The sequence below is a fragment of the Haloechinothrix halophila YIM 93223 genome, from assembly GCF_000504245.1.
In the GTDB taxonomy this organism is placed as follows: Bacteria; Actinomycetota; Actinomycetes; order Mycobacteriales; family Pseudonocardiaceae; genus Haloechinothrix_A; species Haloechinothrix_A halophila.
Genome location: NZ_KI632509.1, coordinates 3,096,517 through 3,113,127 on the forward strand (window position 1 = coordinate 3,096,517; position 16,611 = coordinate 3,113,127).

The 16,611-nt window shown below is 68.9% G+C and carries 14 protein-coding genes and 1 pseudogene; 8 read left to right on the forward strand and 7 right to left on the reverse strand.

Annotation, left to right across the window (positions count from 1 at the left end; all coding sequences use genetic code 11):
* Positions 1-7: 7 nt before the first annotated feature.
* Positions 8-1,420 (reverse strand): multicopper oxidase family protein, encoded by a 1,413-nt coding sequence (locus AMYHA_RS14200; protein WP_051399909.1) that lies wholly within the window; start codon positions 1,418-1,420, stop codon positions 8-10.
* 184 nt (positions 1,421-1,604) lie between these two features.
* Between AMYHA_RS14200 and lexA the strand changes: the two genes are divergently transcribed.
* Positions 1,605-2,264 (forward strand): transcriptional repressor LexA, encoded by a 660-nt coding sequence (gene lexA, locus AMYHA_RS14205; RefSeq protein ID WP_034277255.1) that lies wholly within the window; start codon positions 1,605-1,607, stop codon positions 2,262-2,264.
* 26 nt (positions 2,265-2,290) lie between these two features.
* On the opposite strand, the gene AMYHA_RS14210 is transcribed toward lexA, so the two are convergent.
* The 3 genes from AMYHA_RS14210 to AMYHA_RS14220 form a co-directional block, all read right to left on the reverse strand.
* Positions 2,291-2,557: a GlsB/YeaQ/YmgE family stress response membrane protein gene (locus AMYHA_RS14210; RefSeq protein ID WP_034271675.1), complete on the reverse strand. Its 267-nt coding sequence runs from the start codon at positions 2,555-2,557 to the stop codon at positions 2,291-2,293.
* A 262-nt stretch (positions 2,558-2,819) separates the two neighbouring features.
* Positions 2,820-3,374 (reverse strand): hypothetical protein, encoded by a 555-nt coding sequence (locus AMYHA_RS25800; RefSeq protein WP_157362109.1) that lies wholly within the window; start codon positions 3,372-3,374, stop codon positions 2,820-2,822.
* A 753-nt stretch (positions 3,375-4,127) separates the two neighbouring features.
* On the reverse strand, positions 4,128-5,030 hold the full coding sequence (locus tag AMYHA_RS14220) for a hypothetical protein (RefSeq protein ID WP_034271677.1): 903 nt from the start codon (positions 5,028-5,030) through the stop codon (positions 4,128-4,130).
* A gap of 156 nt (positions 5,031-5,186) precedes the next feature.
* On the opposite strand from AMYHA_RS14220, the gene AMYHA_RS14225 reads away from it, so the two are divergent.
* Positions 5,187-5,747 carry a DUF488 domain-containing protein gene (locus AMYHA_RS14225; protein ID WP_231104757.1) on the forward strand — a complete coding sequence of 187 codons (561 nt, stop codon included), beginning with the start codon at positions 5,187-5,189 and terminating at the stop codon, positions 5,745-5,747.
* Between the two features lie 20 nt (positions 5,748-5,767).
* Here the strand turns inward: AMYHA_RS14225 and AMYHA_RS14230 are convergent, their stop codons facing one another.
* On the reverse strand, positions 5,768-6,103 hold the full coding sequence (locus AMYHA_RS14230; RefSeq protein ID WP_034271681.1) for a hypothetical protein: 336 nt from the start codon (positions 6,101-6,103) through the stop codon (positions 5,768-5,770).
* Positions 6,104-6,253: 150 nt separating this feature from the next.
* Here AMYHA_RS14230 and AMYHA_RS14235 point away from each other — a divergent pair, with 150 nt between their 5' ends.
* Both AMYHA_RS14235 and AMYHA_RS14240 read left to right on the forward strand, forming a co-directional pair.
* Complete coding sequence (locus AMYHA_RS14235; protein WP_051399911.1) at positions 6,254-10,651, forward strand: cation-translocating P-type ATPase; 4,398 nt, start codon at positions 6,254-6,256, stop codon at positions 10,649-10,651.
* A gap of 92 nt (positions 10,652-10,743) precedes the next feature.
* A complete protein-coding gene (locus tag AMYHA_RS14240; protein ID WP_034271683.1) occupies positions 10,744-11,058 on the forward strand; it encodes a DUF2795 domain-containing protein in 315 nt (104 codons plus the stop codon).
* On the opposite strand, the pseudogene AMYHA_RS28430 reads toward AMYHA_RS14240, so the two are convergent.
* Positions 11,059-11,315: pseudogene (locus AMYHA_RS28430) on the reverse strand (hypothetical protein).
* A 41-nt stretch (positions 11,316-11,356) separates the two neighbouring features.
* Here AMYHA_RS28430 and AMYHA_RS14245 point away from each other — a divergent pair.
* Positions 11,357-12,184, forward strand: coding sequence for an SDR family oxidoreductase (locus AMYHA_RS14245; RefSeq protein WP_051399912.1), 828 nt, complete (start codon positions 11,357-11,359; stop codon positions 12,182-12,184).
* 306 nt (positions 12,185-12,490) lie between these two features.
* Complete coding sequence (locus AMYHA_RS14250; RefSeq protein ID WP_034271685.1) at positions 12,491-12,841, forward strand: STAS domain-containing protein; 351 nt, start codon at positions 12,491-12,493, stop codon at positions 12,839-12,841.
* A 64-nt stretch (positions 12,842-12,905) separates the two neighbouring features.
* Here the strand turns inward: AMYHA_RS14250 and AMYHA_RS14255 are convergent, their stop codons facing one another.
* Complete coding sequence (locus AMYHA_RS14255) at positions 12,906-14,693, reverse strand: thiamine pyrophosphate-requiring protein (RefSeq protein ID WP_034271687.1); 1,788 nt, start codon at positions 14,691-14,693, stop codon at positions 12,906-12,908.
* A gap of 272 nt (positions 14,694-14,965) precedes the next feature.
* Here AMYHA_RS14255 and AMYHA_RS25805 point away from each other — a divergent pair, with 272 nt between their 5' ends.
* On the forward strand, positions 14,966-15,370 hold the full coding sequence (locus AMYHA_RS25805) for an STAS domain-containing protein (protein WP_084037226.1): 405 nt from the start codon (positions 14,966-14,968) through the stop codon (positions 15,368-15,370).
* 226 nt (positions 15,371-15,596) lie between these two features.
* Positions 15,597-16,532 carry a CarB family protein gene (locus AMYHA_RS25810; RefSeq protein ID WP_051399914.1) on the forward strand — a complete coding sequence of 312 codons (936 nt, stop codon included), beginning with the start codon at positions 15,597-15,599 and terminating at the stop codon, positions 16,530-16,532.
* The last annotated feature ends 79 nt before the right edge of the window (positions 16,533-16,611 follow it).

The window sequence follows — 16,611 nt, forward strand, 5'->3', positions numbered from 1 at the left end:
CAGTGACTCAGGTGTAGACGACGGTGGTCATCATCCCGGCGGCCATGTGGTACTCGTTGTGGCAGTGGGTCACCCAATCGCCGGGATTGTCGGCCACGAAGAAGGCGTCCACGGCGCTCTTCGCGGGCACCAGCGCGGTGTCCTTGCGGGGGCCGAAGCCGCCGTCGGGATTGATGACCTGGAACGTGTGGCCGTGCAGGTGCATCGGGTGCGGCATCATCGTCCGGTTCACGTACCGCAGCCGGACGCCCTCGCCGCTTCGCACCGGCAGCGGAGTGTGCTCGCCGAACACCGCGTCGTTGATCTTCCAGATGAAGTGATGCATGTCGCCGGTCAGGACGGCATCGTGCTCGCGGTCGGGCCGTCCGGTCAGCGTGACGTCGTCGGTGGCGACGAAGCCGGTGCCGAGCAGCGGGCAGGTGTCCAGCTCCCGAGGGTGAGCGTGTGGCCCAGGCGCGGCGCCACCTGATGTCCGGACGACCGCCATCGCCGTGCCGTGCTTGCCTTCCGGGTGAGCGACCAGCGGGAACACGCCGTCGCCGAGCTCGACGATCGCGTCGATCCGTTCCGACATTCCCAGCAGCAGGCTCTGCGTCTCGCGCTGGCGCACCGGGAAGCCATCCGTGTGGGTGACCCGGAAGCGGTGGTCGCCCAGCGCCACCCGGAAGATCGTGTCCGCGGCCGCGTTGATGATGCGCAGCCGCACCCGCTGTCCCGGCCTGCCAGTGAACGTCCTCGGGGCCTCCGGCACCCTGCCGTTGATCAGATAGTAGGCGTAGTCGTGCACGTCCCCCAGGTGCATGCCGAGGTGACCCAGGCACGGGTCGTCGTAGTCACCACCGTGGTGACCGCCGCTGCGGAGGTGGTGGAAGACCTCCTCTGGGTTCGTGCCGGTGCCGTCGAGCCAATCGTCGAGCACGATGATCCACTCGTGGTCGTAGTCGCCCGGCTCATCCGGGTCGTCGACAATCAGCGGAGCGTACAGGCCCCGGTCGGTCTGCAGCTGGCCGTGGGAGTGCAACCAGAACGTGCCCGCGTCCGGCGGAGTGATGACGTAGCGGTACTCCTCCCCCGGCCGGACCGGATCCTGCGTCACCCCGGGCACGCCGTCCATCGCGTTGGCGATCCGCAGCCCGTGCCAGTGGATCGTGCTGTCGGCGGGCAGATGGTTCTTCAGTCGCACCTCAACTGGCTCACCCGCGCGGACGCGCAACTCCTTGCCCGGCAGCCGATCCCCGTACACCCAGGTCTTCACGATCGGGCCGCCGAGGTCGATCTCGCGGACGTTCGCGTCATAGACGTGCTTGCGCAGCGTGGATTGCACGCCACGACCCGCGGCGCCCGTCGTCAGCGCGGCGGCACCTGTGGCCAGCGTTCCGGTCAGAAACGCCCGCCTTCCGATACTCGAACCAGACCACACGAGTTGCCCCTCCTCGGCGTCGTGCGACGAGCCGTCACGCGCGGTAGCGGTGTCAGCCCAAAGTGGGCGAAATGTTAACGCCCGCATACCGCCGAGGGATCCGCCAATCGGAGCAATGCCGCGCAGTCGGACGGCGCCGTGGCACCCGATCGAGCACACGTGGGCGTGCCCTACGATTCCGCAGGTGAGCTTCTACGATGATCTTGACCCATTCGAGCACCTGGACACCTCGACACTGCCGCCGCGGCAGCAGCGCATCCTGGTCGCGATCCGGGATTGGGTCATCCGGTACGGGTACTCGCCGAGTACGCGGCAGATCGGCGACGTCGTCGGGCTGCGGTCATCGTCGTCGGTGTCGAAACACCTGGCGAACCTGGAGGAGAAGGGGTTCCTACGGCGCAGTGCCACGATGTCCCGGCCGATCGACGTACGGGACTTCCTGCGGGATTCCTCGACGCGGGAGCCCGCCGACTCGGTGAGCGTTCCCGTTGTCGGTGATATCGCCGCGGGCACTCCCATCGCGGCGGACGAGCACATCGATGACATGATGACGCTGCCTCGCGGCCTAACCGGGCGTGGCACCGTGTTCGGGTTGCGGGTGCGCGGTGATTCGATGATCGACGCCGCGATCTGCGACGGCGACATCGTCATCGTGCGCCAGCATTCCGAAGCACATTCCGGCCAGATCGTCGCCGCGCTGCTCGACGAGGAGGCCACCGTCAAGGTGTATCGCCGCCGCAACGGCCACGTCTACTTGGAGCCGCGCAACCCGAACTACGACGTCATCGACGGCGACGAAGCCGTCGTGCTGGGCATCGTCGCGTCGGTGTTACGCAACGTCTGAACGCGGGAACGTCGGGACCTGAGGCGTCAGCGAGGCTCGCGGGCGCCGACGATCAGCCGATAAACCAGAAGCAGAACGAGCGAGCCGAGAATCGCCAGCCCCCAGGTACGTGCGTCGAAGAACGTGCCGAGATTGACGTCGAAGAGAGTCTGGCCAATCCAGCCGCCGAGGAACGCGCCCGCCACGCCGATCAGCATGGTGATGATGCAGCCGCCAGGGTCCTTGCCCGGCATGAGCATCTTCGCGATCGCGCCGGCGACGAGTCCGAGAACGATCCAGCCGAGTATTCCCACGTGTACCTCCAGCGACGATTGGCGAGCCAGCCGCAGCCAGCTACGCACAGCCTACGGGCGCACGCGGGCGCATCCGGTAACGACGCGCAGGCTCCACGCTTGGTGCACGCATGATCATCACAGTGCGAGGTGTCGCGCAGACGGCCACGGAACCTGACGCGTACTTCTGAGCATCCAGCCCACATGCCGCCTGGACCCGACAGAAGCCGAGCGCGAGGTGGTGGTGCCGTGCGTCGCAACGGCACCACCACCTCGCCCGCCGCTAATCGTCGTTTCGAGCCTTTTCAGTAAGCCCGGTAAGCACAGCCATCATTTGCGCAATATCGGCGCCTACCTTGGCGAAGCCTCCGGCCACTCCGTCGATGCGCCCGTCCAGACCGTCGAAACGGCCCTCCAGGCCGTCGATGCGCCCATCCAGACCGTCAAAGCGGCCCTCCAAGTTGTCAAGTCGGCCGTCGATGCCGTCGATGCGCCCGCCCAGGCCATCGAAGCGGCCCTCCAAGTTGTCAAAGCGCCCATCCAGACCGTCGAAACGGCCCTCCAGACCGTCGATGCGCCCATCCAGACCGTCAAAGCGGCCCTCCAAGTTGTCAAGTCGGCCGTTGATGCCGTCGAGCTTGTCGCCGTGTTCAACTTGAGTTTCCCGCAGCGCATTGAGCAGCTTCGTGTGCGCTCTGAGCTGATCCTGCATAGCGGACACATCCCTGTCGGCACCCCCGGCAAGGACACGAGCGGCCGCCGCGTCCGCTGTGACAACGCGCATCTGCTCTTCGAGCGCGGTCACCCGGGATTCAAGGTCGTTAGATTCTGCGGGCATAGCAATCCTAACTGTCGCGCCGCATCGTGCGGCAATGAACGGGGACTGGCAGCGCCCGCAGCGGAGCAGGGTCCGGCGAACGCCGAAATCACTCCTGCGAAGCTCACTGAACAGAGCTTCCACTGCATAAGGCGGCCGACGAAGCGCGACGGCCGTACGCAAAACCCTACAGTATCGAACACACATTCGGCAATGTCTGCCGCATGGCATTGAACAGCGAGAACAAGCCATCACGCAGCCTGAGTCGCCCCCACCCTGGGCACTCCGAGACGCGAAACCACTTGAACGGGTGACGACACGCGACAGTTGGGCTATCTCCGCGTGTTGATCAGGGACCCTGCGCTGAGGACCATGCCAAACGCTCAAATCGGACAAATTGCGGGCCTACCGGCAGGGTCCCTGATCAACAAATGCCCAACCGCCCGACCAGCGGCAGTAGTCGGGTTCACGACGCCCCGCGAGCAAGTCCTGCGCGACGCGCCCGCCATCAGAGACCGATGACTCGTCCTGGGCAGCAGAGATGAGACCGACGCCCGACGGGCTCACCACTCGGCGCGTGTGGCTGCACGGCGCTCAGACCGGTCGGTGCGCATTGGTGTTGTCGTTCGCCATGGCCGAATCCATCACGGGCATGCTGGCCAGCTACGCCGACGCACTCGCCCGCGACCCGTGGCTGGACGGCTGGCCGGTGGTCCTCGGCTCGGTGACATCGACACGGCTGACGCCGTGGCCGCCATCCAGGCTCGGCCCGAACTATCCTGCCGCGTGGCCGACCACGGTGCGCGGCGTGAGCCTCCCCTTCTCCGGTTCTCTCGTGATTGAGCCCGCCGACGCCGCGGACTGCAGCACCCGCATGCCATCCGCGGGGCGGTAGACCGTCCGTAGCAGCGTGTGGTCTTGGAGCTCGGCGACGCTGCAGGACCCACGTCGTGCCAACTCGGCCAGTAGCATCCGGCGCAGCGGCGTCAGCTGCGGTGTGAGCGAGATGTCCACCAGCGCGCCCTCGTCGTCACTCGGGTCGCGGTAGCGCACGCCGGCGAACTCGTCGACGGCCCAGAGCTCGTCCTTGAACGTCGCGAGGTGCTTGCGGGCGCTCGTCGCGAACATCAGCAATTGCGCCTCATCCTGGTCATCCACCAGCTCGACGGCGACCACATAGGACAGGCCAGCCGAACGCAACCGCGCCCGGTGGTCATCGACCTGCTCCGCTGTCACGGGTGGCACCGTGAGCAGCACCTCGCGCCCCTTGGCCCGCGCCAGTTCGGCCGCCAGCCGCCATGCCGCCTGCTCATCCAGCACGCTCTCCCCCACGACGTCGAGATGCGCCAGCGCGGGCCCTTCCACCGCGAGATCGCCAGAGTTATTGACGCTGTGCACCGCGACCCCTGGCGGTTCGCCCAGCTCACGCAGCACCGGAGTGAGTGACGCTGCGGGCGCACCCACCAGAACGACGTCCAACTGGTGGCCAGTGAGCCGGTCGGCGAACTCACCGAAGACACGCAGCGCGTCAGCGGCCGCACCGCCGAGCGCGGACTCGATGTAGGTGGCGCTGCGGTGCGAACGCGAGACCGCGGACGTCCAGGCGTCGAGGTACCGCACCAGCAGCTCGCGTTTGACTGTGGTGTGTGGATCGCGGCGCTCTGCCTGTCCCGCCATACACCGGTTGTACCGCGCGCACCCGCCTCACACCATTCCCGTCGGTCGCGACCGTGCGTCGCACGCCAGGAGGTGTAACGGCGTTGCCGCTGGGTAGCCGCAGGGCATGCGGCGCGACAAGGCAGCCACCGACGTCACCCGCGAGGCACAGCCGACGTGACATCCTCAGCGGTGATGCGGGTACTCACCGTCGGCCACGGCACCGCCGATGCCACCACGCTCACCCGACTGCTGCGCTCGGCAGCGGTGCGGCGGCTGGTCGACGTCCGCACCGCCCCGGGCAGCAGACACAACCCGGACGCCAACCGGATCGCGATGGCGCACTGGCTACCGGAAGCGGGCATCGGCTATCGCTGGGACAAGCGCCTCGGTGGCTGGCGGTCGCGCCAGCCAGACAGTCCGGACACCGCGCTGCGGAACGCCGCGTTCAGCGGCTACGCGGCCCATATGCGCACCCCGGAGTTTCTCGCCGCCATAGACGACCTGTGCGCCGACGCCGAGCAGGACCTGACGACAGTGATGTGCGCGGAGTCTGTGTGGTGGCGCTGCCATCGCAAGCTGATCGCCGACTTCCTGCTGCTGGCACGCGGGGTCGACGTCGAACACCTCATGCCGGACGGCACGGTGCGCCAGCACCGGCCCAGCCCCGAGGCGCGGCTGGTACGAGGCGACCGAGTACTCGTCTACGACGCCGGGCAGGAGCCGCTGCACCAGTGACCACCAGCCGGGGCGCGACGTTACGCGCCCAGCGAGGCGATCTCCGTGTTCAGCTCGACCGCCTGCTCCAGCAGCCACCGCGCGTCCGGCGTCGCCCCCGCCAGCCGCTCGCGGAGCCCAGCGCGGGAAATGATGGTGACCGCCCCGGTCGTGTCACCGGCGTCCGTGCGGAGCTGAACCCTGCCCTCCTGGAGCACCAGGCGGGCGTCGTCGTCCTCGGTGTCCAGCAATGCCCGCAGATCGTCCGAGCGCACGCCGGCGTGCGGTTCCGTCGGTGGCGGCGGCGGGCCGATATCGCGCGCGCCTGGCGCCGTGCCGGAGGGATGGTCGCCGGGTGTCCAGTTCTCACCAGCCATGCCACAGCAGTACCCACCATCGCGCCCGTTCAACTCGGTTTGACGTCGAGGTCGATCCGGGTAATCGGAATGTACCCACGCGGCAGGGAGGTCCGACCATGACCTACACGACAGCAGCGCGTGCCAGGACACTCGGCGAGTGATCGACGCGTGACCGACAACAGCGACACCACTGCCAACGGACGTTCGGGAGGTCCGGGATCCATGCTGCCGCGTGACCTGCCGGTACGCGCGCTCAAAGCCGCCGCGCGCCTGGGTGGGTTCGGCGGCAGGCAGGTGCGCGCGCACGACGGCAGGTACTACGTCGAGGTGCACGGGTTGGACCAGCCCCACTCGCGCCGCGTCATCCGCACCGTGGAACGCACGGTCGCTGCCCTGCCCGGCGTGCGGTGGGCCAGGGTGAACGCGCCCACCCACCGGGTCGTCGTCGAGGCGGAGTCGCTGCGAGAGCACGACCTGGTGCGCGCCGTCGCCCAGGCCGAGCGGGACGCCGCCGTCCCAGAAGAGGCCGATGACGAATGCGAGGAGCTGCACCATCCGTGCGAGGGCCCGCGCACCGCGCAGTCGATCACCGCGCTCGCCGCTGATGCCTTCGGCCTCGGCTTGTCGGCCGTCACGCGGGTGGCAAGCTGGGTGCCGTTGCCGACCGAGGTGGGCGCGCTCGGCGCGGCGTTCCACCATCACCCGACGCTGCGACGGCTGACGGGGAAGGCGCTGCACAGCCAGCACGACGCCGATTCCGTACTGCCGGTCGTCTCGGCGCTCGCGCAAGGGCTCGCCGCCGGTGGCGAAGGCATCGTGCTCGACATCGTCCAGCGGATCGAACAGTTGCGGGAGGCCCGCGCGCACCAGACCGCATGGTGGCAGCGTGAACCGGACCTCGTGCGCGACGAGGCGGACGCCGCCGCCGATCCAGTCCCGGTACGGAAGAACCCACCGCCTGCCGACCCGGCCGACGACTACGCGCGGCGGGCGATGTCGGTCGGCGCGGCCGTAGGGGCTGCCGCCGTCCCGTTCACCGGGCCACGGCAGGGTCTCGCGGTCGGCCTGGCGAGCCTGCCCAAAGCACACGCCGCGGGCCGGGAAGGCTTCGCCACCCACATCGGACGCATCCTGACGCGGCGCGGCGTCGTCGTCATGGATCGGGGTGTGCTGCGCCAGCTCGGTAGGATGGACACCGTCGTGATCGACGCGGCGGCGTTGCGCAGCGGACGCCACGAGATAACCGACCTCATCCCGGTCGGCGGGGCGGATCCCGCGGAGATCGCCGAGCTCGGCTTCGACCTGTTCCAGCCGGACACGCCCGATGCGCGGCAGGAGCGCGACGGCTGGGTGCTCGCCCCGCTGGACGACCTGACGCTGTCCGGAACGACCGGACGCCGTGCCGCGCGGCAGTTGCGCGAACGCGGGGCGAACCGGGTGCTCGGCATCGCGCGAGGCCGGAAGCTGCGCGGTGTCGCCGGAGTGTCCGCCGAGCAGACGGACGCGCTGCGATCCGTGGTCGCGGCGGCACGTCGGGTGCGCGCGGCCGTGGTGATCGCGGATCGCGACCACACGCGGCACCCCTACGCCGACGACGTCGTGCCCGGTGGCGACGAACTGCCAGCACAGGTGCGCGAGCTGCAACGGGACGGCGCGGTCACCGTCGTCGTCTCCGGCAACCGAGACGCGGTCGGCGCGGCGGACTGCGGTCTCGGCTTGCATCGCCAGGGCGAGCCACCGCCGTGGGGCGCGCACTTACTGCTGGGCGAGGACACCGCGGCGGCCGCGATCGTCATCGATGCCATCGACGCCGCCGCCACCGTCGACGAGCAGAGCAGCACCCTCGCGGCGGGCGGCTCCGGGGTCGGCGCGGTCGCCGCGCTGCAAGGGACTGGCGCGCGGGCCGCGTCCCGCGGGCAGCTGGGCGTGAACGCGGCGGCGGCCGCGGCGTTCGCCGGTGGTCGGTGGCGCTCGCGCACGTTGCTGTCGCGGCCCGCCGTCGCGCCGGAGAGCAGCGCGCCGTGGCACCTGATGCCCGCGGAGACGGCGTTGGCACGCCTGGGCAGTGACCCCGACGGTCTCTCAGCGGCGGAGGCCGACCGGCGGGCGCGCTCCCAGGGTGACGGCGACGCGCCGGTTGGCATCAGCCTGTGGCAGGCGTTCGCGGACGAGTTGGCGAACCCGCTCACCCCGGTGCTCGCGGCGGGTGCGGCCCTGTCGGCCGCGACCGGGTCGCTCACCGATGCCGGGCTGGTCGCCGCCGTCACCGGCGCGTCGACGGTGATGGGTGGCCTGCAGCGGGTGCGAACCGACCGTGCGCTCGGCGACCTGCTGCGCCAGTCGGCATCCGGGGTGACGGTTCGCCGCGATGGGACCGAACACTATGTCGCCGCGTCCCAGCTCGTGCCGGGAGACGTCATGCTGCTCGGCCATTCCGATGTCGTGCCCGCCGACTGCCGGATCATCGAGGCCAGCGAGCTGGAAGTGGACGAGTCGTCGCTGTCGGGTGAGTCGCTGCCGGTCGCGAAGAACGCCGCCCCGGTCGCGGCCGCCGAGATCAGCGGCAGGACGTCAATGCTCTACGAGGGCACCACGATCGCGGTGGGGCGCGCGGTCGCCGTCGTCGTCGCCACCGGGAACGCGACGGAAGCGGGCCGCAGCATGGCGTTGGCGCGGACGCCGGACACGCCCTCCGGTTCGAGCGCGCGGCTAGACGAGCTGACGAAGAAGGGCACGCCGCTGGCGATTGGCGGTGCGGCGACGGTCGCGGTGGCCGGTCTGCTGCGGGGAGTGCCGCTGCGCGAGAGCCTGGGCACGTCGGTGAACCTGGCCGTGGCATCGGTGCCGGAGGGGCTGCCGTTCGTCCGCAACGCCGCGCAGCTCGCGTCCGCACGACGGCTGGCCAACCAGGGCGCGCTGGTGCGCAACCCGCACACGCTGGAAGCGCTGGGGCGCGCCGATGTGTTGTGCTTCGACAAAACCGGCACGCTCACCCGGGGAACGCTGAGCCTTACCAGCGTGGGCGACACCAGCGCCACCCAGGACGTCGAGGAGCTCGACGACGCGCACCGCGCCGTGCTCGCCGCCGCGCTCCGGGCGACGCCGGGCGAGGACGACCCCGGCGAGCTGGAACACGCGACCGATCGCGGCGTCGTCGCGGGGGCGCAGGCGGCCGACGTCGACGTGCGCGCGGATACGCCAGCGTGGCAACGCGGCACCGACCTGCCGTTCGAGCCGTCGCGGGGCTACCACGCCACGATCGGCGACACCGGCAATGGACGTCTGCTGTCGGTGAAGGGCGCGCCGGAGGTGGTGCTGCCGCGCTGCGCGTACGCCGACAGCAACGGCACGCAGACTCGATTCGACAAGCAAGCCAGCACGGCGGTGAGCAGCACGCTGGAGTCCCTTGCGGGGCGGGGACATCGAGTGCTCGTGGTGGCCGAACGTGCACTGGACGCCGACGATGCCAGCGCCATTGACGACGCCGCGGTCACCGACCTGGTGTACCGGGGATTCGTCGCGCTGGCTGATCCGGTGCGGACCAGCGCCGCCCCAGCGGCGGCGCAGCTCCGACGGGCAGGGGTGCAGGTCGTGATGCTCACTGGCGACCACCCCGCGACGGCCGATGCCATAGCGACAACGGTGAACGGCGAGGCGGACCACACGCCCCGCGTCGTCACTGGCCCCGAACTCGCCGAGCTTGACGACGAGCGGCTCGCCGACCGGCTTCGCGACGTCGACGTCATCGCGCGGTGCAGCCCGAGCGACAAGGTCCGCATCATCCGGGCATTTCAGAGCCGGGGCCGGACGGTGGCCATGACCGGCGACGGCGCGAACGACGCCCCCGCGATCCGGCTGGCCGACGTCGGGATCGCCCTCGGCCGCCGCGGCACGCCCGCCGCCCGCATCGCAGCGGACGTCGTCGTCACCGACGACCAGCTCGCCACGATCACCGCCGCACTGCTGGAGGGCCGCGCGCTGTGGTTGTCCGTGCGCGACGCGTTGGCGATCCTGCTCGGCGGCAACCTCGGCGAGGTCAGCTTCAGCGTGCTCGCCGCGCTCATCACCGGCCGCTCTCCGCTGACAGCCAGGCAGATCCTGCTGGTCAACCTCCTGACCGATCTCGCCCCGGCCGTGGCGATCGCGCTCCGCGAGCCGAAACGCGACGAGGTGGACAGTCTGCTCAGCGGCGGTCCCACGTCAGCACTCGGCGGGCAGCTCAACCGGGAGTTGCTGCTACGCGCCGTGGTCACCACGCTCGGCGCGAGCGCGGGATGGGGCCTCGCCAGGCTGACCGGACGTCGGCAGCGGGCGGCGACCGTCGCGCTCGCCGCGCTGGTGGGCACACAGCTCGGTCAGACACTCGCGATCGGTGGGCTGGATCGAAAGGTGCTGCTGGCGAGCATCGGCTCGGCGCTCGCGCTCGGCGGTGTGATCCAGACGCCAGGCGTGAGCCAGTTCTTCGGCTGCACCCCGCTCGGCCCGGTCGGCTGGAGTATCGCGCTGGGCGCCAGCACATCGGCGACCGTGCTCGGCGTGCTCGGCTCCCGCCTGCTTCCCAGCTGAGCAGGTGTCAGGGCGGCGCGTTTGCGCTGGCCCGTCGCTGGCTATCCAAGGGCATCACGGCAACGGCGTCATCCAGATAGCGGAGGTTGACCATGGCAACGGACGTCGATCGACTGTGTCAGGCCCTGTCCAACGCCGACTATCCCGCGGAGAAGAACGATCTGGTGCAGACCGCGCTGCGAGCCGGGGCGGACGCCGAGACGGTGAGCGCGCTGGAAGCGATACCGCCGGTCACCTACGGCAGCGAGATCGAAGTGCTCAGCGCGGTTCCACTCGAGTCGAAGCAGGCCGAGGCGGACCGGGCGGCGCATCGCAAGCTGCACACCAAGCCTGGACTTTCCGAACAGGACAAGGACATCCCCGAGCATCCGATCCGCGGCGAGCTGGACGACAACCGGTCGAGCTGACTACACCGTCTCGAACCTCAGCGCATCGTCGGCGACGCTGACCCGGACCTTCGCGCCGGAGTGGACGGTGCCGTCCAGCAGCAGCCGGGATAGCTCGTTGCCCACCTCACGCTGGATCGTGCGCCGCGGTGGACGGGCCCGAACTCCGGCTGATAGCCCGCGCTGGCGAGCCAGTTGATCGCCTCGGCGTCGAACTCAACGTCGACACCCTGGGCGTGCGCCCGACGCTTGGTGTCCTCGAGCAGCAGCTCGGTGATCTCACGGTGTAACCGGTGTCGTCGATGGGTACCACTTCGGTATGGCTACGCCAGCACCACTTCCGCAGGACCTACCAGGCCGCCCCCGGCGCGCCATCGTCACCGGTGCCGACTCCGGCATTGGCAGAGCGACCGCGGTCACGCTGGCCGGCGGCGGTGTCGATGTCGGCATCACCTACCACCGCGACGCCGATGGCGCCGAACAGACCGCTCGTGAGGCGAGTGAGCAGGGAGTCAGCGCCGTGGTCGAGCCGATGGACCTGACCGACCTGCCCACCGCGGCCAGTGCCATCGACGCGCTGGCCGACAAGCTCGGCGGACTGGACATGCTGGTCAACAACGCGGGAACGATCACGAGCGAGCGTGCGCTCGACACGGACTTCGACCGCTGGCGGCAGGTGCTCGGCGTCGACCTCGATGGTTCATTTCTGTGCGCGCAACGCGCGGCACGGCACATGATCGAGAACGGCAATGGTGGCCGGATCATCAACATCACCAGCGTGCACGAACACCAGCCACGCGTCGGGTTCGCGGCCTACTGCGCGGCGAAGGCCGGGTTGGGTGCGCTGACCAAGGTGCTCGCGCTCGAACTGGCCGAACACGGCATCACGGTGAACTCCATCGCTCCTGGCGAGATTTCGACACCGATGACCGGCCAGGACGACGTCGATCCGCGCGAGCAGCGGCGTCCCGGTGTGCCACTGGGCCGAACAGGTGACGCGCACGAGGTCGCGGCGGCGGTGTCGTTCCTCGCCACTCCCGCGGCCTCCTACATCACCGGGACATCGTTGCCGGTCGACGGCGGCGTGACGCTCATGGGTGTCGAAGCGGGGCTGCGCCTCGGCGGGGACGACTGGCGCACGGCGTGAGGTGGGCCTGCGGAAATCGGGGGCAGGCCCACCTCCATCCCATCACGGCGAGTCAGCCGCGGGAGCTGCCCGCGTCGATCAGGCCAGCGGGTACCCACGGTCCGTGACGATGCACCCGATCGACCGTAGCGATAATCCCAGGTCAGGCCGCCGCCGAACGACCAGGATCACCCGCAAGGCTGCCCGGTATGCCCCTATTGGTATGGAATCGCCAACAACAACGCGCAGAGGTTGAAAGACCCACTCAACTACGGCAGGCTAGCCATACTTGGGGATGTCGATCGAGCTGGCCGTAAGGAGCTACCGATGCAGCAGCTCTCGTTCAAGCGGACCACGGTCGGCCCTGGGCATACGGTGGTCCTCGCGGTATCCGGCGAGATTGACCTTGTCACCGCCGACGAGTTCGAGACACAGCTGAAATCGGTGCTGTGCCCGCCGAACGAGGTCGTCATCCTCGATATGTCCGACGTCAAGTTCTTCAGCTCTGCTGGCCTGTCGGTCCTGCTCGCCAGCGCGGAGTCGGCTGAGTCAAGTGGCATCACCTTCCGCCTGGTCACGACCGAACGAGTGGTGCTCCGGCCGCTGGAGATCACCGGCATCAGCGGCTCGTTCACCGTCTTCGACTCCATCGACGAGGCGGTCACCAGCACGCAGTGACCATCGGGCGCGCGGGCTTACCTCAGCCAGTGACCGGCTCGGCGGCGTCGCGGGATCCCGGCCATCACCGGCTCGGCAGGAACTCTTGGGCCTTGGTCTTCAGTCCCTGAGTGACCATGCGCCACGCGTTCGGCTCGCCGCGCAGTACCGCCTCCGTCGTCGACTTGATCTGCTCGAACGTGGCGTGCGGCGGGATCGGCGGCACCTCGGGGTCGCACCGGACGTCGAGCAGCGCGGGCCGGGGCGCGGCGAGTGCGGTGTCCCAGGCGTCACCCAGCTCGGCTGGATCCTCAATCGACAGCGACGTGAACCGCAGTTGCTCGGCGAACTCCGCGTAGGAGACGTCCGGGATGTCCTGTGACTGCTCGAACTTCGGCGCGCCGCCCATGGCGCGCAGCTCCCAGGTGACCTGGTTGAGGTCGTTGTTGTGGAACACGCACACCACCAGCCTCGGGTCCTGCCACAGCCGCCAGTAGCGCGCGATCGTGATTAGCTCCGCCATGCCGTTCATCTGCATCGCACCATCGCCCACCAGCGCGATGGCGGGCCGGTCGGGGTGGGCGAACTTCGCGCCGATCGCGTACGGCACAGCCGGGCCCATCGTCGCCAGCGTGCCGGACAACGAGCCACGCATCCTGCCGTGGAACCGCAGCAGCCTGGCGTACCAGTTGGTCGATGACCCGGAATCGGCGGTGATCATCGCGTCCGCTGGCACTCGTTGGGACAGCTCGTGCACCACTCGCATGGGATTCACCGGGTCGGCGTCCAGCATCGCCTGTTGTGTCATCGTCTCGCGCCAGGAGGCCACAGTGGACTCGATCGACTCCCGCCAGCCGCGGTCGTCCTTGCGGTCCAGATGGGCCAGCAACGCGCGGAGCGTCCCCTTCGCCTCGCCGACCAAATTGACCTCGGTCGGGTACCGCATCCCGATCTGAGCGGGGTCGATGTCGATCTCCACCGCGCGGGCTTGGTCCAGTTCGGGCAGGAACTGCACGTACGGGAAGCTGGAGCCGACGATCAACAGGGTGTCGCAATCCCGCATCAGCTCGTAGCTCGGCCGGGTGCCCAGCAGTCCGATCGCGCCCGTGACGTACTCGAGGTCGTCCGGGAGGACGTCCATGCCGAGCAGCGCCTTGGCGACCCCGGCGCCGGTGATGTCAGCGACCTGCCGCACCTCCTCGGCTGCGTTGCGCGCGCCCTGCCCGACCAGAATCGCCAGCCGCTCGCCCGCGTTGATGACATCGGCCGCCCGTGCGACCTCGTCCTCAGGCGGAATCGACACCGAGTGCGACAACCCCGTATCACTCGACGGCACGTGCTTGAACTCGTGCCGTGGCGGGGAATACTCCTCTTCCTGCACGTCCGACGGGATGATCACCGCGGTGGGCGCGCGGCGTGCCTTGGCGATCCGGATGGCGCGGTCCAGCGCGTTCGGGAGCTGTTCGGAGACGTTGACCTCGACCACGTATTCCGAGGCGACGTCCTTGTAGAGCGCCTGCAGATCGATCTCCTGCTGGAACGTGCCGCCCATCGCGCTACGTGCGGTCTGGCCGACGATCGCGACCACAGGCACGTGATCCAGCTTGGCGTCGTATAGGCCGTTGAGCAGGTGCACCGCGCCCGGCCCCGATGTCGCCATGCAGACGCCGACGTCGCCACTGAACTTGGCGTAGCCGACCGCCTGGAACGCCGACATCTCCTCGTGCCGGGATTGCACGAAGCGCGGGTCGTTCCCAGCTGTGTCGAACGCGGCCACGAGCCCGTTGATGCCGTCACCGGGATAGGCGAACACCTGCCGCACGCCCCACTCGCGAAGCCTGCGGAGCACCGAATCGGCAACCGTCTCGGACATGCTTCCTCCTTGCCAGGGCCGGGGGTCTGGGTCCCGGCTACCCGCTTCCGGTGTGCCCGAACCAGCAGCGCGAGCCATTGCTGTCCGCCCCGCCACGATCCGGCTGCCGGAGCGGCGGCTGTCACACGCGGGCCGGTGCACCTCATCGGGTCAACTGTTCCTCGTATATCGCCACTAATCCGACATACCTCCGAGATCGCGTTGTTACCCGCGAGGCCCGTGTCTACTGTCGACGTCAGGACCGGATACGCCTATGCAAGGAGGCGAGATCGATGACGCCTATCGATTACGGAATGTCTCCGCACACCGGGTCCATCGAGGTCGTGAAGCGTCAGCTCGACTCCGGCGCCATCCTCGTGACGGCCGCCGGCGAGATCGATTCCCACACCCATGCCGACCTGAAAACAGCCCTGGTCGATGCCCTCACGCCGCCAGCGCCCGCGGTGCTGATCGCTGATCTCAGCGACGTGTCGTTCTTCGACAGCAGCGGTGTCGCCACCATGGTGGACACACACCAGCGTGCGCAGGCGGCCGGAACCGATTTCCGCATCGTGTGTCACCAGCGTGCGGTACGTCGGCCACTGACGATCACCAGCGTCGACCGCTACCTCAACCTCTACGACGCTCGAGAGTCGGCGTATCACCAGCCGAACTCGTTACCGCTCACTTCCCCGTAGCGGCCGTCAGCGCGTCAAAGCCGCGGCAGGCGGCGAGCGTGCGCATTGTCCGACTTCCCTTCGTATGGCCCGACTTCGCCAGGCTCTTTGCGCGCTATACGGGACACAGAGACACTAATCGGGCACCCGATCCGCAATTTTCCTGGCGAAGCCGGTACGACCACCCTGGATTGTCGGCGCAGGCCGTTACCTTCGGACAATCACACCGGCTGCTCACGGGGGAATCATGAAGGCAGGTCCGTTCACCCGCGCCCAGGCTCTCGCCGCGGGGCACTCGCCGACGCGGATTCGTCGACTCCTGACGGACGCCACCTGGGTGGCCGTACGCCATGGCGTCTATGTGCCGGCGTCAACGCTGGCCGCAGTGGCCAACGACCCACAACGCAAGCACGCACTGGAAGTGTCAGCGCTGTTGCTTGCGCTGGGCCGCGGCGCCGTCGGCGCGGGTCCGTCAGCCGCCCAGATACTCGGGCTCGACACCCTCGACGAACCTGCCGAGCTTGCTGTCCTGGTCAACGGGCGAGCCATGCGCGGCGAGCGCCGCGACGGCTACGTCATTCGGCGTGCGACGCTGCCCGATGAACATCGAACCACTCGCCATGGCGTACCGATCACGACCGCCGCGCGGACTATCGTGGACCTCGCACGCGAGTGGCCGCTCGTTAACGCGGTAGTAGCAACCGACTCGACGTTACGCACCGCTCGTACATCGTTGCCTGAACTGCACACGGTACTGGCTGACTGCGCAGGGTGGCCTGGCATACAACACGCGGCCCGCGTGGTCGACCTTGCCGATCCGGACTGCGAGTCGGCGCTGGAGGCCATATCTCGCGTCGCGATCCACACCGAGGGCCTCCCCGCGCCACGTACCCAAGCCGTCATCAGCGATGCCAACGGTCCGTTCGCCCGCGTGGACTTCCTCTGGGAACACGCGCGCGTCATTGGCGAGGCGGATGGCCTCGCGAAGTACGAATCAGACGGACGGCGCAACGTCCGTGACATCGTCCGCGCGGAGAAGCGCCGCGAGGAGCGGCTCGTCGACGCGGGATACGAGGTGGTGCGTTGGGGATGGGAGGACGCCCGGAATCCGCAGCGGCTCGCACACCGCCTGCGCGGGGCGTTCACCAGAGGCTGCCATCGCCAGCGAGGACGGGCGGCGTGACTTCGCCGGGCACATGTTCCCATGAAACGGACAAAAACCAACGAATCCGGCCCCGATTACGCACTATGACCGGCGAAGC

Coding starts and splice junctions, on each gene's coding strand:
- AMYHA_RS25800 (WP_157362109.1), bottom strand. CDS start 3,374: ATGCCCGCAGAATCTAACGACCTTGAATCCCGGGTGACCGCGCTCGAA.
- AMYHA_RS14220 (WP_034271677.1), bottom strand. CDS start 5,030: ATGGCGGGACAGGCAGAGCGCCGCGATCCACACACCACAGTCAAACGC.
- AMYHA_RS14230 (WP_034271681.1), bottom strand. CDS start 6,103: ATGGCTGGTGAGAACTGGACACCCGGCGACCATCCCTCCGGCACGGCG.
- AMYHA_RS14240 (WP_034271683.1), top strand. CDS start 10,744: ATGGCAACGGACGTCGATCGACTGTGTCAGGCCCTGTCCAACGCCGAC.
- AMYHA_RS14245 (WP_051399912.1), top strand. CDS start 11,357: ATGGCTACGCCAGCACCACTTCCGCAGGACCTACCAGGCCGCCCCCGG.
- AMYHA_RS14250 (WP_034271685.1), top strand. CDS start 12,491: ATGCAGCAGCTCTCGTTCAAGCGGACCACGGTCGGCCCTGGGCATACG.
- AMYHA_RS14255 (WP_034271687.1), bottom strand. CDS start 14,693: ATGTCCGAGACGGTTGCCGATTCGGTGCTCCGCAGGCTTCGCGAGTGG.
- AMYHA_RS25805 (WP_084037226.1), top strand. CDS start 14,966: ATGACGCCTATCGATTACGGAATGTCTCCGCACACCGGGTCCATCGAG.
- AMYHA_RS25810 (WP_051399914.1), top strand. CDS start 15,597: ATGAAGGCAGGTCCGTTCACCCGCGCCCAGGCTCTCGCCGCGGGGCAC.